Annotated in this window: 20 protein-coding genes and 2 tRNA genes; 3 read left to right on the forward strand and 19 right to left on the reverse strand. The window is 45.2% G+C overall.

Features of this window, described 5'->3' with window-relative positions; translation table 11 throughout:
- Positions 1-104: 104 nt before the first annotated feature.
- Together mltF and ACRRSX_RS16185 are read left to right on the forward strand one after the other, a co-directional pair.
- On the forward strand, positions 105-1,574 hold the full coding sequence (mltF, locus tag ACRRSX_RS16180; protein ID WP_432452186.1) for a membrane-bound lytic murein transglycosylase MltF: 1,470 nt from the start codon (positions 105-107) through the stop codon (positions 1,572-1,574).
- A 92-nt stretch (positions 1,575-1,666) separates the two neighbouring features.
- Positions 1,667-1,801, forward strand: coding sequence for a hypothetical protein (locus ACRRSX_RS16185; RefSeq protein ID WP_432452185.1), 135 nt, complete (start codon positions 1,667-1,669; stop codon positions 1,799-1,801).
- A 1-nt stretch (position 1,802) separates the two neighbouring features.
- Here the strand turns inward: ACRRSX_RS16185 and tadA are convergent, their stop codons facing one another.
- From tadA to rlmE, 15 genes are all read right to left on the reverse strand, one after another.
- Entirely contained in the window at positions 1,803-2,291 is a 489-nt protein-coding gene (gene tadA, locus ACRRSX_RS16190) for a tRNA adenosine(34) deaminase TadA (protein ID WP_432452184.1), read from the reverse strand.
- A gap of 379 nt (positions 2,292-2,670) precedes the next feature.
- Entirely contained in the window at positions 2,671-4,785 is a 2,115-nt protein-coding gene (pnp, locus tag ACRRSX_RS16195) for a polyribonucleotide nucleotidyltransferase (protein WP_432452183.1), read from the reverse strand.
- Positions 4,786-4,971: 186 nt separating this feature from the next.
- The gene (rpsO, locus tag ACRRSX_RS16200; RefSeq protein WP_432452182.1) at positions 4,972-5,241 is read right to left on the reverse strand and encodes a 30S ribosomal protein S15; all 270 of its coding nucleotides are present in this window, start codon (positions 5,239-5,241) and stop codon (positions 4,972-4,974) included.
- Positions 5,242-5,342: 101 nt separating this feature from the next.
- Positions 5,343-6,290, reverse strand: a complete 948-nt coding sequence (gene truB, locus ACRRSX_RS16205; protein WP_432452181.1) for a tRNA pseudouridine(55) synthase TruB — start codon at positions 6,288-6,290, stop codon at positions 5,343-5,345.
- On the reverse strand, positions 6,290-6,718 hold the full coding sequence (gene rbfA, locus ACRRSX_RS16210) for a 30S ribosome-binding factor RbfA (protein ID WP_432456153.1): 429 nt from the start codon (positions 6,716-6,718) through the stop codon (positions 6,290-6,292). The genes truB and rbfA overlap by 1 nt, the downstream gene beginning before the upstream one ends.
- A gap of 91 nt (positions 6,719-6,809) precedes the next feature.
- Positions 6,810-9,461, reverse strand: coding sequence for a translation initiation factor IF-2 (gene infB / locus ACRRSX_RS16215; protein ID WP_432452180.1), 2,652 nt, complete (start codon positions 9,459-9,461; stop codon positions 6,810-6,812).
- A gap of 23 nt (positions 9,462-9,484) precedes the next feature.
- Positions 9,485-10,981: a transcription termination factor NusA gene (gene nusA, locus ACRRSX_RS16220; protein ID WP_432452179.1), complete on the reverse strand. Its 1,497-nt coding sequence runs from the start codon at positions 10,979-10,981 to the stop codon at positions 9,485-9,487.
- Between the two features lie 12 nt (positions 10,982-10,993).
- Positions 10,994-11,452, reverse strand: a complete 459-nt coding sequence (gene rimP / locus ACRRSX_RS16225) for a ribosome maturation factor RimP (protein ID WP_432452178.1) — start codon at positions 11,450-11,452, stop codon at positions 10,994-10,996.
- A gap of 145 nt (positions 11,453-11,597) precedes the next feature.
- Positions 11,598-11,674 (reverse strand) — tRNA-Met (locus tag ACRRSX_RS16230).
- 54 nt (positions 11,675-11,728) lie between these two features.
- Positions 11,729-11,814 (reverse strand) — tRNA-Leu (locus ACRRSX_RS16235).
- Positions 11,815-11,822: 8 nt separating this feature from the next.
- Positions 11,823-12,167, reverse strand: a complete 345-nt coding sequence (gene secG / locus ACRRSX_RS16240; protein WP_432452177.1) for a preprotein translocase subunit SecG — start codon at positions 12,165-12,167, stop codon at positions 11,823-11,825.
- 171 nt (positions 12,168-12,338) lie between these two features.
- Entirely contained in the window at positions 12,339-13,676 is a 1,338-nt protein-coding gene (gene glmM / locus ACRRSX_RS16245) for a phosphoglucosamine mutase (protein ID WP_432452176.1), read from the reverse strand.
- Positions 13,676-14,506, reverse strand: coding sequence for a dihydropteroate synthase (gene folP, locus ACRRSX_RS16250; RefSeq protein WP_432452175.1), 831 nt, complete (start codon positions 14,504-14,506; stop codon positions 13,676-13,678). The genes glmM and folP overlap by 1 nt, the downstream gene beginning before the upstream one ends.
- A gap of 61 nt (positions 14,507-14,567) precedes the next feature.
- Positions 14,568-16,490, reverse strand: coding sequence for an ATP-dependent zinc metalloprotease FtsH (gene ftsH / locus ACRRSX_RS16255; protein ID WP_432452174.1), 1,923 nt, complete (start codon positions 16,488-16,490; stop codon positions 14,568-14,570).
- Positions 16,491-16,537: 47 nt separating this feature from the next.
- Positions 16,538-17,167: a 23S rRNA (uridine(2552)-2'-O)-methyltransferase RlmE gene (rlmE, locus tag ACRRSX_RS16260; protein WP_432452173.1), complete on the reverse strand. Its 630-nt coding sequence runs from the start codon at positions 17,165-17,167 to the stop codon at positions 16,538-16,540.
- 114 nt (positions 17,168-17,281) lie between these two features.
- On the opposite strand from rlmE, the gene yhbY reads away from it, so the two are divergent.
- On the forward strand, positions 17,282-17,578 hold the full coding sequence (gene yhbY, locus ACRRSX_RS16265; RefSeq protein WP_432452172.1) for a ribosome assembly RNA-binding protein YhbY: 297 nt from the start codon (positions 17,282-17,284) through the stop codon (positions 17,576-17,578).
- A gap of 384 nt (positions 17,579-17,962) precedes the next feature.
- Here the strand turns inward: yhbY and ACRRSX_RS16270 are convergent, their stop codons facing one another.
- The 4 genes from ACRRSX_RS16270 to carA all read right to left on the reverse strand — a co-directional run bounded on the left by ACRRSX_RS16270 (position 17,963) and on the right by carA (position 23,631).
- The gene (locus ACRRSX_RS16270; RefSeq protein WP_432452171.1) at positions 17,963-18,568 is read right to left on the reverse strand and encodes an HAD family hydrolase; all 606 of its coding nucleotides are present in this window, start codon (positions 18,566-18,568) and stop codon (positions 17,963-17,965) included.
- Positions 18,569-18,628: 60 nt separating this feature from the next.
- On the reverse strand, positions 18,629-19,105 hold the full coding sequence (gene greA, locus ACRRSX_RS16275) for a transcription elongation factor GreA (protein ID WP_432452170.1): 477 nt from the start codon (positions 19,103-19,105) through the stop codon (positions 18,629-18,631).
- A 145-nt stretch (positions 19,106-19,250) separates the two neighbouring features.
- Positions 19,251-22,469: a carbamoyl-phosphate synthase large subunit gene (gene carB, locus ACRRSX_RS16280; protein ID WP_432452169.1), complete on the reverse strand. Its 3,219-nt coding sequence runs from the start codon at positions 22,467-22,469 to the stop codon at positions 19,251-19,253.
- Between the two features lie 19 nt (positions 22,470-22,488).
- Positions 22,489-23,631: a glutamine-hydrolyzing carbamoyl-phosphate synthase small subunit gene (gene carA / locus ACRRSX_RS16285; protein ID WP_432452168.1), complete on the reverse strand. Its 1,143-nt coding sequence runs from the start codon at positions 23,629-23,631 to the stop codon at positions 22,489-22,491.
- Positions 23,632-24,006: the final 375 nt, after the last annotated feature.

Here is a 24,006-nt window from a genome sequence, read left to right on the forward strand (position 1 = left end):
GTAAACAAAACGTTAGCTTAACGAGGAAAAGCAAGCTTAATGCTAGACAGCTAGCCAGATATCCATAAAATCAAAGCTAATTATAGAAATAGGAAGCACATTAGATGATGAAACAGCAGCGCTCAGCAATCTTATTAGCGTTGCTTGCCTTATTGTTTTTACAAGGCTGTGACCCAAAACCCTTTAGTTCTGAGCTGGAGCAGATCCGTCAACGTGGTAAACTGCGAGTCGGCACCTTATATAATCAGCAGGTATTTTATTACGACCAGCATGAACAACCTGCTGGTATGGAATATGAGCTGCTGGAAGGTTTTGCTACCTACTTAGGTGTCGAGTTACAGATGGTGCCACTCTATAATCAAACCGAACTGTATCGTGGATTACAGCATCAACAGGTCGACTTACTGGGCGCTGCGCTTTCCCCAACACCGGCACTCGCCGAAAACTTTCGCTTCTCACCAGAAATTTACCAAGTAGATGCCAAGGTGGTTTATAAAAAGAACACCTTTAGACCACGAGATATTAGCCAGGTGGATGCGCCCATATGGATCACCGCGGGAAGTTACCATCAACCCTTGTTAAACGCTTATAAAAAGGACAATCCCGAACTAGAAATTGAAGTCACTGATCGTCTGGATAGCAGCGAATTACTAAAAAGCATCGTCGATGAAGAGATCCGTTTTGCCTTGGTCGACAATACGACCCTCTCCCTACATCAACGCTTTTATCCGGATTTAGCCGAAGCCTTTACCCTTCATCAGGGCGCTCCCGTGGTATGGATGGTGAAACGCTTCAGTGATGACAGCCTCTATAGCGCGTTAATCGAATACATCGGTCAAAAGCACGCAAACGGCGATATTACTCAACTCTATGAACGCTATTTAGGCCATATTCAGCGATTTGACTATGTCGATACCCGAGCCTTTTTACGAGCAACAGCATCTCGCCTACCTAAATATAATAATTGGTTTAAACAATATGCGGGACAGCTAGATTGGCGTTTGTTAGCCTCTGTCTCCTATCAAGAGTCTCATTGGCGACCTCAGGCTAAATCATTTACCGGCGTGCGTGGTATGATGATGCTCACCCTCCCCACAGCAAAATCGGTGGGTGTGACCAATCGACTCGACCCCGAACAAAGTATTCGCGGAGGTGCGCAATACTTAGAAAAGCTGATTGAAAAAGTTCCCGATAGTGTTCATAACGAAGATCGGATCTGGTTTGCTTTAGTGGCCTATAATATTGGTTTTGGTCATATGCTGGATGCCCGCAGAATCACTCGCATCCAAGGGGGCGACCCAAATGCGTGGGTAGATGTCAAAGAAAGTCTACCCTTGTTAATGCGCAAGAAGTGGTACCAACAAACCCGCTACGGCTATGCACGAGGACAAGAAGCCTATAACTACGTGAATAATATTCGGCAATATTACCAAAGCTTGTTATGGCTAGAAGCGCAGAAAAAAGAAGAACAGCGCCAACAGCAATTAATACAAAATATGCAGCCCCCCTTAGACGATAACTTCGAAGATGAGCATAATATTCCGAACAAAATAGAGGTAAGCACCAAAGATTAGAGAATCATCTTGACGAAATGTCATAATTTTGTCATGTTTTACACTTAATCTTGCTTAAGATTAAAATGTAAAAGCGTCCTAGAGAGGATAGTATGATAAGAAGAAAACGTGTTACCCTTCATTCGCCACGTCGCCGTATTCAATTGGCTCGTCAGCATCGTAAGGTTTTATTAAGACAACGCTCTTATGCCTTGTCAGAGATGGAGTTCGTCAGTTACGCTGAATAACTCACTTTAACTGTTGTTTTTTTCGCAACTTATGTTGTTCACGACGACCGCGAAAAAAACGACTAAGTTTCTCACTACAACACTCCGCTAATATCCCTCTTTCAATCTCAACACGATGATTTAACTGTTCTGTGTCGACAATATTAAACACACTACCAGCAGCCCCCGTTTTTAAATCCTGAGCACCAAATACCAGGCGTTTTATTCGGGCATGAACCATTGCACCAGCACACATCGTACAAGGCTCGAGAGTGACGTACAGGGTTGTATCAAGCAGCCGGTAATTCCCAATTTTTTTTCCCGCTTCACGTAGCGCCAATATTTCAGCGTGAGCCGTGGCATCATTCAGAGTAATGGTTTGATTCCAACCCTCTCCAACCACTTTCCCTTGATGCACGACCACAGCCCCCACTGGCACTTCACCTTGTTGTTCAGCTCTATCGGCTAAAGCCAAGGCATGCTTCATCCAGTCTATATCTGTCGTATCCAAAGGCTTTCTCAGCTTCAACAAAATCGGGTCGCTATTGTAAACCTGAACCACTATAAGTTGAAAGACACTCTGCCCTTTGTTTTTATAACAGGAGATTAATATCAATTTGATGAATAATATGATCAACTTATTGCACAGAATAAATCGGCCAGCCACGAGGTATAAAGTGCTGTCATTGGTCGCTCTAATTACAAGGCGTATAACGCTACTACGGCGATTTAGGCCCGTAAAAATGAACAGATAATTCGTCATACCGAAAGCCATTAAAGCTCAACGAACAGCGCATCCTCATGCCAACTAGGCACACTTACTCTATAACTTGATTTTTTGGCAATAAAAAAGCCGACCAAGGTCGGCTTTTTTCGTTCAGTAAACCCGCTTATTCAGCAGGGGTTTCCACGGCGGCTTCAGCTGGTGCTGCAGCTTCTTTAATGCTCAAGCGAACGCGACCCTGGCGGTCTACTTCCAACACCTTAACTTTAACGATATCGCCAACAGTCAAGTGGTCAGAAACGTTAGCAACTCGCTCTTGAGAAATTTGCGAGATGTGAACTAAACCATCTTTACCAGGAAGAATTTCAACGAATGCACCGAAGTCTGCAAGACGAACCACTTTACCTTCGTAGAATTGACCCGCTTCAACTTCTGCGGTGAGCTGCTGAATACGCTTAATCGCTTCTTGCGCTTGCGCGTTGTCAGTTGCGGCAACTTTCACGGTACCGTCATCTTCAATTTCAATAGTGGTGCCGGTTTCATCGGTCAATGCACGAATAGTTGCGCCGCCTTTACCGATCACATCTTTGATCTTCTCTGGGCTGATCTTAATGGTGTGGATACGTGGTGCAAATTCGGAGATCTCTTCACGAGAAGTACCAATCGCTTGGTCCATCACACCCAAAATATGTAAACGCGCGCCTTGTGCTTGACGTAGGGCGATTTCCATAATTTCTTTGGTAATACCTTCAATTTTGATATCCATCTGCAATGCAGAGATACCTTCAGAAGAACCCGCTACTTTAAAGTCCATGTCGCCTAGGTGATCTTCATCACCTAAAATGTCAGAAAGCACAACAAAGTTATCACCTTCTTTCACCAGACCCATTGCGATACCCGCAACCGAAGCTTTAATTGGAACACCAGCATCCATCAATGCCAATGAGCTACCACAAACCGAAGCCATTGAGCTTGAACCGTTTGATTCAGTAATTTCTGAAACTACACGTACTGTATACGGAAACTCCTCAGAACTTGGCATTACCGCAGCAACACCACGTTTTGCCAGGCGACCATGACCAATTTCACGACGTTTAGGTGAGCCAATAAAGCCAGTTTCACCAACACAGTAAGGAGGGAAGTTGTAGTGCAACATAAAGCGAGAGGTTTGCAAGCCAGCCAATGAATCAATCATCTGAGCATCACGTTCGGTACCTAAAGTACAAGTCACTAAGGCCTGAGTTTCACCACGAGTAAAGACCGCACTACCGTGAGTCCGCGGTAATACACCAGTCATCACGTCCAGCGCGCGGATCATATCAGGTTCGCGACCATCGATACGAGGCTCGCCAGCAATAATGCGTGAACGCACTACATTTTTCTCTAATTTACCGAGTTCATCGCCAATATCTTGTGAGTCAAGTTCAACATCTTCGGCACTAATGGCTTCGATTACTTCTTTCTTGATTTCGCCAACTTTCGCATAACGCTCAGCTTTATCGGTAATTTGATAAGCGGCAGTTAATTTTGCTTCAGCAAGTACCGCGACTTTATCTTTAAGTTCAACGTTAACTGCCGGCGCTTGCCAATCCCATGCGGGTTTAGCTGCTTCTTCACATAGTTCTTTAATCGCAGTAATGACTGCATTCGATTGCTCATGACCGTAGACTACCGCGCCTAACATCACTTCTTCAGATAATAGCTCAGCTTCAGACTCAACCATCAATACTGCACTTTCAGTACCCGCAACAACTAAATCTAGTTTGCTTTCTGGTAGTTCTTCGGTGGTTGGGTTAAGAATGTAATTACCATCAATGTAACCCACTCGAGCCGCGCCAATCGGGCCATTGAATGGAATACCAGAAAGGCTTAACGCTGCAGAAGTACCAATCAAAGCCACAATATCAGGCTGCACTTGTGGGTTGACAGACACCACAGTCGCAACAACTTGAACTTCGTTGACGAAGCCTTCAGGGAACAGTGGACGGATTGGACGGTCAATCAAACGTGCGATTAAGGTTTCATCTTCTGAAGGGCGACCTTCGCGTTTGAAGAAACCGCCAGGAATTTTACCTGCTGCGTAAGTACGTTCTTGGTAGTTCACAGTCAACGGGAAGAAATCTTGGCCAGGCGTAGCGGTTTTCTTACCCACTACCGATACAAATACTGTTGTATCATCCATAGTTACCATTACAGCAGCGGTTGCTTGGCGAGCGATTGCGCCAGTTTCGATGGTGACTGTATTCTCACCGTATTTAAACGTTTTTACGATAGGATTCACGTGAATTTCCTTTAATTTATGTGCTCTTTTAATTCGCGCTAAAGTATAAAACAATGCTATGCCAAAAGATAACTTTATCCTTACTAAAACCGTCGTTATCGGGCTGGTTTTATGAATTTTATTAAGCGAACGAAAAAGGGAGCCATTAGGCTCCCTTTAGATATTCTGTTTTGCTAAGGTCTATGATTAGCGACGTAGACCTAATTTAGCGATCAATTCAACATAGCTCGCTTGATTTTTACGCTTCAAATAGTCAAGCAATTTACGACGTTGGCTAACCATACGTAGTAGACCACGACGACTGTGGTGATCGTGAATGTGCTTCTTGAAGTGACCTTGCAAATGGTTGATTTGTGCAGTTAACAAAGCAACTTGAACTTCAGAAGAACCAGTGTCTCCTGCTTCACGCGCGTATTCTGCAACGATTGCTGCTTTTTCTGTGCTACTTAGTGACATACTAACTCCTAAAAATTTAAATTTACTCATCGCCAATCACTAACTCAGCGATGAAGGACGCGCATTATATAGCGCTAAATTCGTAGTTGCAAGCGAAACACTTAACTATCGACGCTCTGAATTAAGCGCTTCGGTGCAACCAAACCATCATCATTCAGCTGGCCTATTCCCACAAAACGAGCAGGCTCACCAATGGTGATTCTAAATACATCATTCAGCGGCGCACCGGCAACTTGTAGTGCTTGTCCCTGCATTAAGTAGCCGCCTAAGTCTTCAGGAATGTTTACCTCAGCTAAATGCGCAACCGCCGAATCCATCGGCAACAATAGCGGGTCTAACAACTCTTTAGGTGCAATCTCGCTTTGATTCGCTTGCTCTAACAGCGCATCAAGCTGCTCGGGAGTCACCATCCGCTCACTTGGGTAATCAGCCACCTGTGAGCGATGTAATTTCACCACATGCGCACCACAGCCAAGCATCTCACCTAAATCATCAATAATGGTGCGAATATAGGTACCTTTACTGCAATGAACATCCAGTGTCAGCATATCGCCATCAAGAGAAATAAAGTTATTCTCGTAAACGGTAATCGGTCGAGCCTCGCGCTCAATCGTGATGCCTTCACGAGCATAGCTATATAAAGGACGACCATTATGTTTTAGTGCCGAAAACATCGATGGAACTTGATTGACTGGCCCACGAAATGAATCTAAAGTCTGCTCAATTTGAGTTTTAGTCACCTGAACCGGGCGCGTGTCGACCACTTCACCATCCGAGTCTGAAGTATTGGTTCGAACACCTAACTGAGCCGTCACCTGATAACGCTTATCCGAATCGAGTAAAAACTGAGAAAATTTAGTCGCTTCACCTAAGCAAATCGGTAACATACCGGTAGCCAGTGGATCAAGTGCGCCAGTGTGTCCAGCCTTCTGGGCGAAATAAATACGCTTCACTCGCTGAAGGATACCGTTTGAGGACACCCCCGTCGGTTTGTTTAGCAGTAAGATGCCGTCAATCGCACGGCCCTTTTTTCTGCGCCCTTGCACCATTACTCGTCCTCTTTCGCTTGCTCATCTGATTGTTCTTGTTCAAGAGTACGACCCGATGCAGCGGCTTTCTGCTGATCATTTTTCACTGCGCTACTCGCCAACTCAGTCATCCTCAAACCTTCACGTAAAGAACCATCATATTGGAAACGTAGTTCCGGCACTGCACGTAGACGCATTGCTTTGGCTAACAAGTGGCGAACATAGGGTTGATGTTCACTTAACGCTTCCAAGCTAGCTTTAACCGCTTCTTCGCTGTCATCTAAGAAAGTGACAAACACTTTGGCATAGGATAAATCACGGGTCACATCAACGGCAGACACCGTGACCAGACTTAAACGGGAATCACGTACTTCGCGTTGTAATATCACCGCGACTTCTTTCTGAATTTGTTGGGCCACCCGGTCTGGACGGCTAAATTCTCTAGGCATCATTATTCTCCTGATACCACTCCCATAGGGAGCGTAGAAACAACAATGGGGGCGCAAGCCCCCATTTAAGAGATATCGTTAAACCTTACACCTAAAGTGTACGTTGAACTTCAACAATCTCAAATACTTCAATTTGGTCGCCAGCACGAACATCATTATAGTTCTTCACGCCGATACCACATTCCATACCGTTACGAACTTCGTTCACATCATCTTTAAAGCGACGTAATGATTCAAGCTCGCCTTCATAGATAACAATATTATCACGTAATACACGAATAGGATTTGAGCGCTTCACGCTACCTTCCAGAACCATACAACCAGCAATCGCACCCAGTTTTGGTGACTTAAATACGTCACGAACTTCAGCTAAGCCCATAATTTGTTGTTTGAATTCTGGCGCTAATAGGCCGGTCATTGCGCTCTTCACTTCATCGATCAGATCGTAAATTACACTGTAGTAATGTAAGTCAACATTTTCTGATTCGATAATACGGCGAGCGGTCGCATCGGCACGAACGTTAAAGCCAAGCACAATCGCATTTGAAGCGGCAGCTAAAGTCGCATCAGTTTCGGTAATACCACCAACACCACGGCCAATGATACTAACTTTGACTTCATCAGTAGACAATTTTTGCAATGAATCCGAAATCGCTTCTAGTGAACCTTGTACATCAGACTTCAAGACAATATTTAATTCTTGAACTTCACCTTCTTCCATGTTGGCAAACATGTTTTCTAGTTTAGATTTTTGCTGACGCGCTAGTTTCACATCACGGAATTTACCTTGGCGATACAAGGCAACTTCACGCGCTTTTTTCTCATCACGAACAACCGTTGCTTCATCACCCGCTTGCGGAACACCAGAGAGACCAAGAATCTCTACAGGAATAGACGGTCCGGCACCTTCGATGTCTTTACCATTTTCATCTTTCATGGCGCGAATACGTCCGTACTCTAAACCACAAAGTATAATGTCACCACGTTTCAATTGGCCATGTTGAACCAAGATTGAAGCTATCGGGCCGCGGCCTTTATCAAGACGAGATTCGATGACCACACCCGATGCAGCACCGACATGACTCGCTGTAAGCTCTAATACATCAGACTGCAATACAATGGCTTCTAAAAGCTCATCGATCCCTTCACCACTTTTCGCCGAGACGTGAACAAACTGAACATCACCGCCCCAGTCTTCTGGGATAACTTCGTGTTGAGAAAGCTCATTTTTGACCCGATCCGGATCAGCGCCTTCTTTATCCATCTTGTTCACAGCAACCACTAACGGAACGCCAGCTGCGCGAGCGTGCTGGACGGCCTCTACAGTCTGTGGCATCACACCGTCATCAGCAGCAACGACTAATACCACGATATCAGTCGACTTAGCACCACGAGCACGCATAGAGGTAAACGCCGCGTGTCCCGGAGTATCTAAGAAGGTGATCATGTTACCATTAGTTTCTACATGGTAAGCACCAATGTGCTGGGTGATACCGCCAGCTTCACCATCGGCAACTTTAGCGCGACGAATATAGTCAAGTAAGGATGTTTTACCGTGGTCAACGTGGCCCATGATGGTCACAACTGGCGCACGGGTTGTTTTCTCACCCGTCGATTCAGCTTCTTGCATCACTTGTTCTTCAAGCGCGTTTTCTTTAACCAGCACCACTTTATGACCAAGCTCTTCAGCAACCAAAGTTGCAGTTTCTTGATCGATGACTTGGTTAATGGTTGCCATTGCACCCATCTTCATCATCGCTTTAATGACTTCGGTCGCTTTTACCGCCATTTTAGAGGCTAGCTCGCCGACAGAAATGGTTTCACCAATGCGCACTTCACGTTCTACTGGTTGAGCTGGTTTGTTAAAACCATGCTGCATTGCTGTAGGCGTAGCCACTTGACGTTTGTTTCCTTTGCGGCCACCACGACGAGAGTTGTTATCGTCGTTTTGCTTCGCTTTACGCTTCTTACGACGAGGAGCTTCGGCTTTTTGCTCTTGCTCATCTTCAGCAGCACGCGCATAAGTAGACGTTGTTACATGGTAATCAGCTGACTCTTCTCGCTTCTTACGTAGTTTTTCTTCTTCAGCCCAGCGCGCAGCGTTTTCAATCGCTAGCTTTTTAGCTTCTTCTGCTTTTTTCTCAGCTTCAGCTTCAGCTTTAGCCACTGCAGCTTCTTCTTGCTTGCGTAAAATATCAGCCGCTTCTTTCTCTGCAGCTAATTGCTCTGGTGATTTTGCTGCATCGGCCTGTTGCTTCTCAGCTTCCTTCGCTTTAGCGGCTTTCGCTGCAGCGGCAGCTTTTTCTTCGCGTTTCACTTTTTCTTCAGCTTCGCGCTTAGCATTTTCTTCAGCCGCTTTCTTAGCCGCTTCAGCTGCAACTAAACGTGCTTGTTCTTCCGCTTCAAGACGCGCTTTTTCTTCGGCTTCTTGTTTCGCTTGCTCTTCTACGGTGCTACGTTTGACATAAGTGCGTTTTTTACGCACTTCAACTTGCACTGCGCGCTTACCGCCGCTACCCGCGACACTCAAGGTGCTCTTGGTGGTGCGTTTAAGTGTCATACGGCTTGGAGAGCTCTCTTCGCCGTGCTGTTGTTTTAGATGCTCAAGAAGCTTAGCTTTCTCTTCTTGAGTCACCGAGTCCGTTAAAGATTTCTGAATGCCTGCATCTGCAAATTGCTGAATTAGCTTATCTTCGTTTGTTCCCACGTCGGTCGCGAGTTGTTTAATTGAAACTTCTGTCATCGGGCTATTATCCTCCGTCGACCTTATTCTTCGTCGCCAAACCAGCAAATCTGTCTGGCAGCCATAATTAGTTCGCCGGCTTTTTCGTCCGACAATTCTTCAATATCTTCTAGCTCATCAATCCCTTGTTCTGCGAGATCTTCAAGGGTCACAATCCCCTTACTTGCCATAACAAATGCCAAGTGGCGCTCCATTCCCTCGAGAGCGAGTAATTCTTCGCTAGGCTCAGCATTATCCAAAGACTCTTCTTTCGCTAAAGCTTCGGTCACCAATGCCGCCTTGGCTCGTTCACGCAAGGCATTAACTGTGTCTTCATCAAGACCATCAATACTTAACAGCTCATTCACTGGTACGTAAGCGATCTCTTCTAAAGTGGTAAAACCTTCATCAGCCAGTACCGTTGAAAACTCTTCATCAATATCAAGGTATTGAATAAAAGTATCGATGGCTTTTTGTGCTTCCGCTTGATGCTTGTTATTTGCCTCTTCAACTGTCATTACGTTCAGTTCCCAGCCAGTAAGCTGTGAAGCCAAACGAACATTCTGACCGTTGCGGCCAATTGCTTGAGCTAGATTATCTTGTTCAACGGCGATATCCATAGAATGGCTATCTTCGTCGACAATGATAGAAGCAACTTCCGCTGGAGCCATTGCGTTAATCGCAAACTGTGCGGCGTTGTCATCCCATAATACAATATCAACACGCTCATTATCCAACTCACCCGAGACGGCTTGAACACGTGCACCACGCATACCAACACAAGCACCCACAGGGTCAATGCGTCGGTCATTACTCTTCACCGCAATTTTTGCACGAGAACCAGGATCACGAGCAGCCGCGACGAGATCGATCATCTCTTCAGCGATTTCTGGAACTTCAATGCGGAATAACTCAATCAACATTTCCGGACGAGTACGGCTCATAAATAACTGAGCACCGCGAGCTTCCGGCTTCACTTCGTATAGCAAACCGCGTACTCGGTCACCGGGGCGAAACGCTTCACGCGGTAGCGATTCTTCGCGATGGATAACCGCTTCTGCATTGTTGCCTAAATCAACAATGATATTTTCGCGGCTTACTTTTTTAACAATACCGGTTACTAATTCATTCACTTGATCAAAGTACTGTTCGACCACTTGAGCACGTTCTGCTTCACGTACTTTTTGAACAATAACTTGCTTAGCTGTTTGCGTGGTAATCCGGTCAAATACAACCGACTCAATTTGTTCCTCAACGTAATCACCAAGTTCGATGCTAGGCTCTTCATATTGAGCCGCATCTAGGGTGATTTCACGATATGGATTTTCAATGGCTTCTTGATTTTCTACCACTCGCCAGCGACGGAACGTTTCAAAACTACCGTCTTTTCGGTCAATATCGACACGAACTTCGATATCACCTTCGTATTTTTTCTTGGTTGCTGTAGCTAAAGCCACTTCCATAGCTTCAAAAATCTTCTCGCGCGGCAATGCTTTTTCATTCGATACCGCGTCAACAACCAACAAGACTTCTTTGTTCATTCCTCACCCTCTTCAATCAAATTGGGGAACTAGATGCGCTTTTTGCACGTTGCCTAGCGCTATCCGATGTTGTTCTGATGCAACTGCGAGCACGACGGTGTCGTCTTCAACAGCAATGATTTCGCCCTGCCATTTTCGACGGTTACTCACTGGCATACGTAATTGAATAAATACAATTTCGCCAATAAAACGTTGATAATGCTCTGCTTTAAACAGAGGACGCTCTAAACCAGGAGATGACACCTCAAGGTTATATTCTGTACTAATTGGATCTTCTACATCCAATATGGCGCTAGCTTGTCGACTAACATCCGCGCAATTGTCTACATTAATCCCATCTTCATGATCGATGAAAAGACGAACAATAGAATGCTTGCCAGCACTTACGTATTCGATGCCTAACAACTCAAACCCTAGCGCTTCAACCGCTGGTGTAAGCATGTCAGTGAGTCTTTGTTCTACAGTTGCCAAGGTTTCCCTCCAGAAACAAAAAAAGGGCGTAATAGCCCAGTTCTAGCACCTAAGGTGCGGCGAAAAAATAACAAAAAGCCCCGATGAAGCGGGGCTTTTAAATTTCTGAGCCTTTAAAAACTATTCACACCAGGTGTTGAATAGTTGGTTGCGGGAGCCGGATTTGAACCGACGACCTTCGGGTTATGAGCCCGACGAGCTACCAGACTGCTCCATCCCGCGTCCGAATTGCCGAAGATTATACCAATCACTCGTCAAGGATGCAAAAATAACTATTGGTGCCGAGAGCGGGACTTGAACCCGCACGTCCATAGGACACTACCCCCTCAAGGTAGCGTGTCTACCAATTCCACCACCTCGGCAGTTTAAACTAGTTTGGAACGTCACTACCTGGTGTAGCCGGCAATGCTGGTACATCACCTTCAGGTACTACTTGCTCAGCAACTGGCTGAGACAAATCGCTCCACTCATCAACTTGTTTACTTTGTTTGGCTGAAAGGTTGCCTAACGCCAAGCTGATAAGAATAAATAACATTGCACAAATAGCGGTTGAACGAGTTAGGAAGTTACCTGAACCAGAAGAACCAAATACTGTGTTAGATGCACCGGAACCAAAAGATGCACCCATATCAGCGCCTTTGCCTTGTTGGATCAATACGAGACCAATCAACGACAATGCCACTAACAAATAAACTACTAATAAAATTTCGTACATTCTCTTTCACCTAAGTGTGGGTCGGTCATTATTCCGACCGTCAATTAGTGAAACACAAGTCACCAAAGCGGGCGAGATATTAGCGAACCTATGCGTTTAATACAAGCAACAACTTAAAAAAAGTCACATTCTTCGTTCAACCGTTTAAATATCGTGCACTTCAAACAAATATTAAGCACATGCGGCGCGCACGGCTTCGGCAATATCATTGGCACATTGTTCAACCAGAGCTGAATCAGCCCCTTCGACCATCACTCTTAATAACGGCTCGGTTCCAGACTTGCGCAATAAAACTCGACCACTATCGGCCAATTGTTGTTCAGCTTTCGCCTGCGCTAATTTAACCAGTTCACTATTTAAGGGATCCGACTCGCCTTTAAAACGAACATTCACCAATAACTGAGGATAAAGAGTGAGCTCAGCCAACAAACCACGTAGGCTTTGCTTTTGAGCCAACATCGCCGCTAATACTTGTAAGGCGGCAACAATACCATCACCGGTGGTGGTATGTCCTAAACAAATAATATGTCCTGAGTTTTCTCCACCGAAAGACCAACCTTTCTCTGAGAGCTGCTCCATGACATAGCGGTCACCAACTTTGGCTCGACTAAACGGAATATCCATGCCCAAAAAGGCTTGCTCAAGCGCCAAATTACTCATCAGAGTCCCCACAACACCACCGCTTAGGCGCTGACCTAACTGGGCATCTTTGGCTAAAATATAAAGGATCTCATCACCATCAACTTCGACACCATATTGGTCAATCATCATGACGCGGTCACCATCACCATCGAGGGCAATTCCTAAATCTGCTTGATGCTCTAATACTTGCTCCGCCAATAAACGGGTATCGGTCGCACCACACTTGTCATTGATGTTTAATCCATTGGGTTGGTTACCAATAGCGACAACCTCGGCACCCAGTTCACTGAAGACCTTCGGCGCAATGTGGTAAGTCGCACCATGCGCACAGTCAACCACAATTTTTAAGCCCGCGAGACTAAATTTGTTAGGAAACGTACTCTTGCAAAATTCGATATAACGACCAGCTGCATCTTCAATACGTCTGGCCTTCCCCAAGCTGGCTGAATCGACACAAGTCATGGGATTGTCCAACTCTGCCTCAATCGCCAGTTCAACATCGTCAGGTAACTTGGTTCCACCCGCAGAGAAAAATTTAATGCCGTTATCGTAATAAGGATTATGTGAAGCGCTAATCACAATGCCAGCTTCGGCTCTAAAGGTGCGTGTTAGATAAGCCACCGCAGGAGTGGGCATAGGCCCCACAAAACTGGCTTGAACACCGGCTGCGGATAAACCTGCTTCTAGGGCCGATTCCAACATATAACCAGAAATCCGCGTGTCTTTGCCAATTAATACTTTTCGAGTACCAGTACTCGACAATACCTTCCCTGCAGCCCAACCCAATTTTAATGCAAATTCTGGGGTAATTGGGTAATCACCCACCTTACCGCGGACACCATCCGTGCCAAAATATTTTCTTGTCATTATTTACTCATCTGTACCATAGAAAAAACCTTTAAAGCGTCAGCCGTGGCTTGCACATCATGCACACGAAAGATCTGCGCCCCTTGTTCAGCAGCCAGCATAACGCCGGCAATACTCGCAGCCAACAACTGTTCCGTCGGCCGATCCAGCAACTTACCAAACATGCTTTTACGAGACATACCGGCCAACACTGGCAGTTGCAACTGTTGACACTCGGCTAAGCGCGCTAACAGTTGATAATTATGCTGTACGCTCTTACCAAAACCAAAGCCAGGATCAACAATTATATTAGAACGAACGATTCCTACTGCTACACAGTTCTCAACTCGCATTTTTAGATAATCAATCACCTCTGTAACAACATCCTTATATTCTGGATTCGCCTGCATGGTTCTTGGTTGCCCTTGCATATGCATTAAGCAAACGGGTACCGCTAGCTCTGCCGCGACTTCCAATGCTTGAGGCTGACTCAGTGCACAAATGTCATTAATCATGTCAGCGCCATTTAATACCGTTTGACGCATCACTTCAGCCTTGCTGGTATCGATAGATACCAGGCATGAAAAGCGCTGTTTAATCGCCGCAACTAAGTCTACGGTGCGGGCTAATTCGTCTTCTAGGCTCACCGCTGGCGCGCCAGGGCGAGTTGATTCCCCGCCAATATCGATAATGTCGGCACCCTCAGCCAACATTTGTTCAACTCGCTGCAATGCCCGCTGCTTAGAGAGGTACTGACCACCATCTGAAAATGAATCAGGGGTAACATTAAGAATGCCCATGATAACTGGACGAGTGAATTGGTGAGGGCCAATTTGAAAGGATTGTGTCATATCATTTTACTTATAAAAAAGCCCTGTAAGTAACTTACAGGGCTAATAGCTCAATGAGCAATTACTGTGCTGGATCTTCGCCCATAGACTTAGGCTGATCTACCGAATCAGACGAGTTGTCATCTGGCTTAATATCCGCTTTAGAAGGAGTGTCTCCATCATCCCAATCCGCTGGTGGACGAGGCGTTTTACGCATCATCAAATCATCAATCTGTTTCGCATCAATCGTCTCGTATTTCATCAAGGTGTCTTTCATGGCATGCAAAATATCTATATTTTCTGCAAGCAAGGATTCAGCACGGTGATAATTACGATCAATGACCGAGCGAATTTCAAGATCAATGGCTTTCGCAGTATCGTCGGACATATGCTTGGTTTTCGCTGCAGTACGCCCTAAGAACACTTCACCTTCTTCATCAGCGTACAACAATGGCCCCATCGATTCCGACAGGCCCCACTGAGTCACCATTTTACGAGCAATTTCAGTGGCGCGTTCGATATCATTACTGGCACCTGTGGAAACTTTCTCATCACCATAAATAATCCGCTCCGCGAGGCGTCCGCCATACAAACTCGAGATCATGCTCTCAAGATGCTGTTTACTATGGCTCACCCGATCCTGCTCAGGCAGGTACATGGTTACCCCCAGTGCGCGGCCACGTGGTATAATACTCACCTTATAAACTGGATCATGCTCTGGCACCAAGCGGCCAACAATCGCATGACCCGCTTCGTGATAGGCTGTCATTTCTTTTTCGCTTTCAGTCATCACCATTGACTTGCGCTCAGCACCCATCATGATTTTGTCTTTGGCTTTTTCAAACTCTTCCATGGCGACCACTCGCTTACTACCACGAGCAGCGAATAATGCGGCTTCATTGACCAGGTTAGCCAAATCGGCACCAGAAAAACCAGGCGTTCCACGAGCAATGACACTTGGATCGACGCCATCGCCTAAAGGCACTTTACGCATATGGACTTTAAGGATCTGCTCACGACCGCGAATATCTGGTAAACCAACAGTGACCTGACGGTCAAATCGACCAGGACGTAACAAAGCGGGGTCAAGTACATCGGGGCGGTTGGTTGCCGCAATCACAATAATCCCTTCGTTACCTTCAAAACCATCCATTTCGACTAACATTTGGTTTAAAGTCTGTTCACGCTCATCATGTCCGCCGCCGAGACCAGCTCCACGCTGGCGACCAACTGCATCGATTTCATCGATGAAAATAATACAGGGCGCTGACTTTTTAGCTTGTTCAAACATGTCTCGTACCCGTGAGGCACCCACACCAACAAACATTTCAACGAAGTCTGAACCAGAAATGGTAAAGAAAGGTACTTTTGCTTCACCAGCAATCGCTTTGGCGAGTAGCGTTTTACCTGTACCAGGAGGACCTACCATCAAAATACCAGTGGGAATTTTTCCGCCCAGTTTTTGGAATTTAGTTGGGTCACGCAAGTAATCGACTAACTCAGCAACTTCTTCTTTTGCTTCATCACAACCAGCTACGTCAGCAAAATTAGTCTTAATTTGATCTTCGCTCATCAAGCGTGCTTTGCTTTTACCAAAAGACATTGCCCCTTTACCACCGCCGCCTTGCATTTGACGCATGAAGAATATCCATACCCCAATAAGCAGTAACATAGGGAACCACGAGATGAAGATCTGCGCCAACATGCCTTGCTCTTCTGGCTGCTCGCCCAACACTTTCACATTATGATTAATCAAATCATTTAGTAAGTCTTTGTCGTGTAAAGGAATAATGGTGGTAAACTGCTCGCCAGTACGCTTAGTACCTTTAATATCTTGCCCACTAATTCTCACTTCACGGATCTGCTCTTGATTCACATCCTTAACAAAGGTTGAGTAATCCATTTGCCGACCATTGTTTGAATCAGGACTAAAGCTTTGAAATACGGACATCAATACAACCGCAATCACTAGCCACAGAATCAGATTTTTTGCCATGTCACTCAAGACGAAAACCTCATCGGTTATTTAAATACGAATTATTACCTAGCGTACTATAGTTTAAAGCCACTAGCTACTATATAGACCTCTCTAGAGCGAGCCCTAGAGGAATCTGGTTTGCGCGTTTTTACACTACTGAACATAGAACGCACATCTTGCAGATATCGATCAAAGCCTTCACCTTGAAACACCTTCACCACAAAGCAGCCTTTGGGGGCTAATACTTCCCGGCACATCTCTAAAGCTAACTCAACCAGATACATCGCTCGTGATTGGTCAACATTACTATTACCACTCATATTCGGTGCCATATCAGAAAGCACCACATCTACTTTCTTCTCACCGACTCGTTCGAGCAGAGCATTTAACACGTCTTCTTCACGAAAATCTCCGCATAAGAAATCAACGCCAGCAATCGGGTCCATTGGTAAGATATCGCAAGCAATTACATGCCCATTCAAGCCCAGTTGCTCAACACAATATTGCGACCAACCGCCAGGAGCGGCACCTAAATCAACCACCGTCATACCAGGTTTTAATAACTTATCTTTATTTTGGATCTCTTCTATCTTAAACACTGCGCGAGAACGCAGCCCAAGTTTCTGAGCTTTTTGAACATAATGATCATCAAAATGTTCGGTTAACCAGCGTTTGGAGCTCGCCGTATGTTTTTTATTGGTCACAGATAGTTTCCACTATAGTTACAAAACCACACCGTATAGTGATTATAAAATAGTATTCATCCATAGATGGCGCTAGAATGTGCCTTTTTCAACCCCGAGTAAGCAGAAAGTTTCATGCGACTGACTAACAAACAAAAACAGCACCTAAAATCCTTGGCTCATAACCTTAAGCCAGTTGTGATGCTTGGGTCGAATGGACTCACCGAAGGAATTCTAGCAGAAATTGATATCGCCTTGGCGCATCACGAGCTGATTAAGGTGAAAATTGCAACCGACGACAGAGAAATGAAACAATTAATTGCCGATACCATCGTCAGCAAGGCGGAAGCGGTCAAGGTCCAAGTGATTGGTCACATTTTAATTCTTTACCGCCCGAGTGAAGCGCAAAAAATAGAATTACCTAAGAAATAAAAAAAGCGGCAATAGCCGCTTTTTTATACTGCAAATTTCAGTACTTGAGAAAACGCTGAGCTTGGATGCTGGCTAGCACCCTATTTTGCATGAAATTAACCAACTCTGATGGCGGTTACTGCAGCAAGTCATCAATGATGCGAGAAACAACGCGTTAGTTTAAGAGCAACACCCAGCTTTTTTCGCGGGTATGCTCCCATCGATTGCCAACTAAAACACCTCTTTGCCCAGACTCGACGAGCAGCCGTTTTACCGATAAATTTCGAGCGATTACCGAGTATATAAAGGCTCATGGCGCTGAGCAATTCTCTCTATATGCCTTAGCCAACGAAGCGAAATCGTCAACGAGTATCACCACCTGATACAACAAACGCTCGCATTTATTTAACCTGCGGCAACAAACTCAGCCAAACTAAAATCTTTCACCAGCACACAATCCATTTTCGCATTTTGTGCGGCCTGTAAGCCAAAAGGAGTATCTTCAAACACCAAACAGCGTTTGGCAGGCACATTCAACCGCCTTGCGGCTTCAAGAAAGGTATCAGGTTCGGGTTTATGCGCATTCACATCATCGGCACTGACCAAAGCCGAAAAATGTCCAGTTAAATTTAAATTATCCATAATACGCTGCATATTAACTCGCTCGGCTCCTGTTCCCAATGCAAAGCGCTTATGCCCTTTAAAACGATCCAAGAGTTGGCAAGTCACTTCTATCTTATTTACCTGTTCCCAGTGGCCTTCAAAGCAGGCTCGCTTATCCATCAATAACTGCTGAGCATCGAGTGTGAGCTGAAAATGCTGCTGATATTGTTGGGCAATTTTTAAGGTCGGCATACCGCCTCGTTGGCCGATAAAGTCGATATATGCGGGTAAATTTTGCTTTGCCAAGGCCTGTTCCCAAGCCGCTAAATGCGCAGGCATCGAATCAACTAAAGTCCCATCCATATCAAAAATTAAAGCATCGTATTTCGAGTAATCAATATCTAACACTGCGCATCTCCAACAAAAAACGCAGCAAATTGCTGCGTTTAAGTGAATCAAATAACTAGGTTATTTATATTCAACATTAACAATTTCGTATTCAACTTCACCGCCAGGGGTAATCACATTGACACAGTCATCCATTTCTTTACCGATCAACGCTCTGGCAATTGGTGAATTAACTGAAATAAGATTCTTTTTAAAATCAGCCTCATCATCACCCACAATACCATAGGTAACTTCTTTATCGGTCTCAACATTTAACAAGGTGACCGTGGCACCAAAAATCACTTTACCAGCATTCACTATCTTCGTAACGTCAATCACCTGAACATTACTCAACTTGCCTTCAATATCTTGAATTCGGCCTTCACAAAAACCTTGCTGCTCGCGAGCCGCATGATATTCAGCATTTTCTTTTAAATCACCATGCTCACGAGCAGTGGCAATATCTTCAATAATTCTAGGGCGAACAACCGTTTTCAGATGTTCTAACTCTTCACGTAATTGCGTCGCTCCGCGCACCGTCATTGGAACAGGTTTCATATTCACTAACTCAATCAAACAAGAAAAACAGAAAAAAATTGGCTGTCGATGACAGCCAATTTACTTTTATTTATAGGTGCAGTGTAACGCGATTTTAAGCTGCGGTGAAGTGATTCACCGCCAAAGTCATCGCGATTACTAATGATTACACTATACGTTTATGCAAATCTTGGAGGGAAGTCACAGTACCACGGTCATCGGCATTATGTGCTAAACAAGTTGCAAAGGCCCCGTTTAAGGTAGTGGTATAGTTTATTTTTTGCACCAAAGCAGCCCGCCGCAATTGACGAGAATCTTCGATAGATTGACGCCCTTCAGTGGTATTGATGACATAACTGTACTCACCATTTTTTAAACGGTCCAAAATGTGTGGCCGACCTTCGTGTACCTTATTCACCAAACGAGGATTAATACCCGCTTCGCCAAGCGCCACAGCTGTACCGTGAGTAGCATCGAGTTGATAACCCAACTCGACCAGCTTAGCCGCAAGCTCTGCCACACGCTTCTTATCGGAATTACGCACCGACAACAACACACGACCACTCTTCGGTCCGTCATTGCCAATCCCTAGCTCAGCTTTAGCGTAGGCTTCAGCGAAAGTATCACCTACCCCCATCACTTCACCCGTAGAACGCATTTCAGGGCCTAAGATAGGGTCAACACCGTGGAATTTGTTAAACGGCAATACCACTTCTTTAACAGAATAAAAAGGTGGGATCACTTCTCTAGTAATGCCCTGCTCAGCTAAGGATTTACCAGCCATAACCCGAGCAGCCACTTTAGCAATTGGAACCCCAGTTGCCTTAGAAACAAATGGCACGGTGCGCGCAGCACGAGGGTTGACTTCGATTAAGTAAATTTCGTCATCTTTCACTGCAAACTGGGTATTCATTAAGCCAATCACACCCAGCTCTAAAGCTAAGGCTTTCACCTGTTCACGCATTCGGTCTTGAATTTGTGGGCTTAAGGTATAAGCAGGCAATGAACAGGCAGAATCACCCGAGTGAACTCCCGCTTGCTCAATGTGCTCCATAATGCCGCCAATCACCACATCTTTACCGTCACAAATGGCATCAATATCGATTTCAATGGCATCATTTAGGAAGCTATCAAGCAGTACCGGCGAGTCATTCGATACACTAACCGCTTCTTTGAAGTAGCGACGTAAATCGATTTCGTCATAAACAATTTCCATGGCTCGTCCGCCTAACACATAAGAAGGACGTACCACTAAGGGGTAACCAATACGCTCTGCAGAAATAAGGGCATCTTCCGTCGTGGTTACCGTATCATTCTCAGGCTGTTTCAGCTTCAAACGATCGACAGCTAGTTGGAAACGCTCACGATCTTCGGCGCGGTCAATCGCGTCAGGCGAAGTACCAATAATCGGCACGCCAGCCGCTTCTAGCTCACGTGCGAGCTTAAGCGGCGTTTGGCCACCATACTGCACAATCACCCCAGTTGGCTGCTCAACACGAACAATTTCCAGTACGTCTTCTAAGGTGACCGGCTCAAAGTACAAGCGGTCAGAAGTATCATAATCGGTCGATACCGTTTCTGGGTTACAGTTCACCATAATGGTTTCGTAACCATCTTCTCGCATCGCAAGCGCTGCATGAACACAACAGTAGTCGAATTCAATACCTTGACCAATACGGTTAGGACCGCCACCTAAAACCATGATTTTTTTATTGTTCGTAGGATTGGCTTCACATTCTTCATCATAAGTTGAATACATGTACGCAGTATCAGTAGCAAATTCTGCGGCACAAGTATCAACCCGTTTGTAAACCGGTAGCACTTCTAAACGGTGACGTAGTTTACGAATTTCTTTCTCAGACACCCCAGTAAGCTTTGCCAAACGCGCATCGGCAAAGCCCTTGCGTTTGAGTTTGCGCATCGTCGCCTCATCTAGGCTAGCAACGCCTGCTTTGGCAACTTGATTTTCCAGCAGTATAATGTCTTCAATTTGTACCAAGAACCAACGGTCAATATTGGTCAGGCCAAAGATATCTTCAACGCTCATTCCGGCACGGAATGCGTCTGCGATATACCAGATACGGTCACAGCCTACGTTTTGCAATTCGTGACGAATAGTTTCCATGGCATCAGGCGCATTTAAATCAACAATCGGGTCAAAACCATCCACCCCAACTTCTAGGCCGCGTAGCGCTTTTTGCAGTGACTCTTGTTGGTTACGACCAATCGCCATCACCTCACCCACCGACTTCATTTGGGTGGTTAAGCGGTCGTTAGCACCAGCAAACTTCTCAAAGTTAAAGCGAGGGATTTTAGTGACTACATAGTCAATGGAAGGCTCAAACGACGCAGGTGTCTGACCACCGGTAATATCGTTTTGCAGCTCATCAAGGGTAAAGCCGATGGCTAACTTAGCTGCAATTTTTGCGATGGGGAAACCAGTTGCTTTAGACGCGAGTGCAGATGAGCGCGATACCCGCGGGTTCATCTCAATAATCACCATACGGCCAGTGTTTGGACAAATCCCAAACTGAACGTTAGATCCACCCGTTTCTACGCCAATTTCGCGTAAAACCGCTAACGAGGCATTACGCATCAATTGGTATTCTTTGTCAGAAAGCGTTTGTGCAGGAGCAACCGTGATTGAGTCACCGGTGTGTACGCCCATTGGGTCGAAGTTTTCAATAGCACAGACAATGATACAGTTGTCGTTTTTATCACGAACCACTTCCATCTCGTACTCTTTCCAACCAATTAAACTTTCGTCAATCAATAACTCACTGGTTGGAGAAAGGTCTAAGCCTCGAGTACAAATTTCATCGAATTCTTCTTTGTTATAAGCGATACCGCCACCGGTACCCCCCATGGTGAAAGAGGGTCGAATAATACAAGGGAAGCCGACTTCGTCTAAGACCTTGTAAGCCTCTTCCATAGAATGAGCAATACCAGCATTTGGACAAGCTAAACCAATACTTTTCATAGCCTTGTCGAAACGGCTGCGATCTTCTGCTTTATCAATCGCGTCCGCTGTAGCACCAATCATTTCAACATTGTATTTTTCGAGTACGCCTTTGCTCTCAAGCTCTAGCGCACAGTTCAATGCGGTTTGACCACCCATCGTCGGCAGAACTGCATCCGGACGTTCTTTGGCGATAATTCGTTCTACAACTTCCCAATGAATCGGTTCGATGTAGGTGGCATCAGCCATCTCCGGGTCAGTCATAATGGTCGCGGGGTTAGAGTTAACCAAAATGACTCGGTAACCCTCTTCACGCAAGGCCTTACAAGCCTGGGCACCAGAGTAGTCAAACTCACAGGCCTGACCGATAACAATCGGGCCTGCGCCCAATATCAAAATGCTTTTTATATCATTACGTTTTGGCATAAGTTCTGCTGCTCTCTACCTACGCTTGGCCGTTAAGGCGCTGCTCAATTAATTCAATGAAATGGTCAAACAATGGCGCTGCATCATGCGGACCAGGGCTCGCTTCAGGATGACCCTGAAAACTAAACGCAGGCTTATCGGTGCGATGAATCCCCTGTAAGCTTTGGTCAAACAGTGAGAAGTGGGTCATTGTTAGCGTATCTGGCAAGGTTTTTTCGTCAACGGCAAAACCGTGGTTTTGTGCGGTAATCATGACTCGATTCTGCTCAATGTCTTTCACCGGATGGTTCCCACCATGATGACCAAATTTCATCTTCACGGTTTTAGCGCCACTGGCTAAAGCAAGAATTTGATGACCTAAACAGATCCCAAATACGGGGATATCTGTTTCGAGGAAGCGTTGAACCGCCGCAATGGCATAATCACATGGCTCTGGATCACCGGGGCCGTTTGATAAGAAGATGCCATCGGGATTCAGTGCTAAAACCTCTGCTGCAGAAGTTTGCGCTGGCACCACCGTAAGCCGACAACCCCGATCTACTAACATACGTAAGATATTACGCTTCACGCCAAAGTCGTAAGCAACCACATGAAATTTACTATCTTCACTGTCTGCCGGTAAGCCATTGACTAAGTCCCAACTGCCTTGCGCCCAGGAATAAGACTCCAAAGTTGTTACTTCTTTAGCCAAATCCATGCCCTTTAGACCCGGGAAAGCTTTCGCGTCCGCTAGAGCTTTTGCTTGGTCCAGATCTTCCCCAGCCACAATACAACCCGCCTGAGCACCTTTCTCTCGTAAAATACGGGTTAACTTACGGGTATCAATGTCAGCGATCCCCACCACATTACGAGACTCTAAATATTCACTCAAACTTTGCTGGCTGCGGAAATTGCTCGCTAACAAAGGTAAATCACGAATCACTAAACCACAGGCATGAATACTCGAAGACTCTTCATCTTCAGGTGTTGTTCCGTAGTTTCCAATATGGGGGTAAGTGAGGGTGACTATTTGGCGAGCGTATGAAGGGTCAGTTAAAATTTCTTGATATCCGGTCATCGAAGTATTAAAAACAACTTCTCCAACGGCACTTCCATTGGCTCCGATTGCAGTACCACGGAACACGGTACCGTCTTCTAATACCAGCAGCGCTGATTTGCTCAAGGCAACCTCCTAACAAAGAATTGTCGATACGACAAAGTTGAACTAAAGCCTAACTTTAGCCCAACACAATAAAAATTTGGCAAATTCCGCGGATTATAGAAGAGATAAGGCAAGAGATCTATTGTTTTTTATACAAACTTATGAAAATAAGTTATTTAGCTGAAAATACGACTTTAATAGCGATAAATACAATTTTTCCACTTCAATTGAAAACTTAAACTGATAAAAACAACAATATAAGAATGCTAATTATCCACATAAATATTCTAACAACTTTTACTAAACAGAAAGCGGATTTTCACTTATAACGTTCTGACACAAGCTTATCAATTCAGTCTTGGGCCTGTACTTCATTCATCAAATAACAATTAATGT

The sequence above is a fragment of the Agarivorans sp. QJM3NY_30 genome (genome assembly GCF_050870855.2).
GTDB lineage: Bacteria > Pseudomonadota > Gammaproteobacteria > Enterobacterales > Celerinatantimonadaceae > Agarivorans.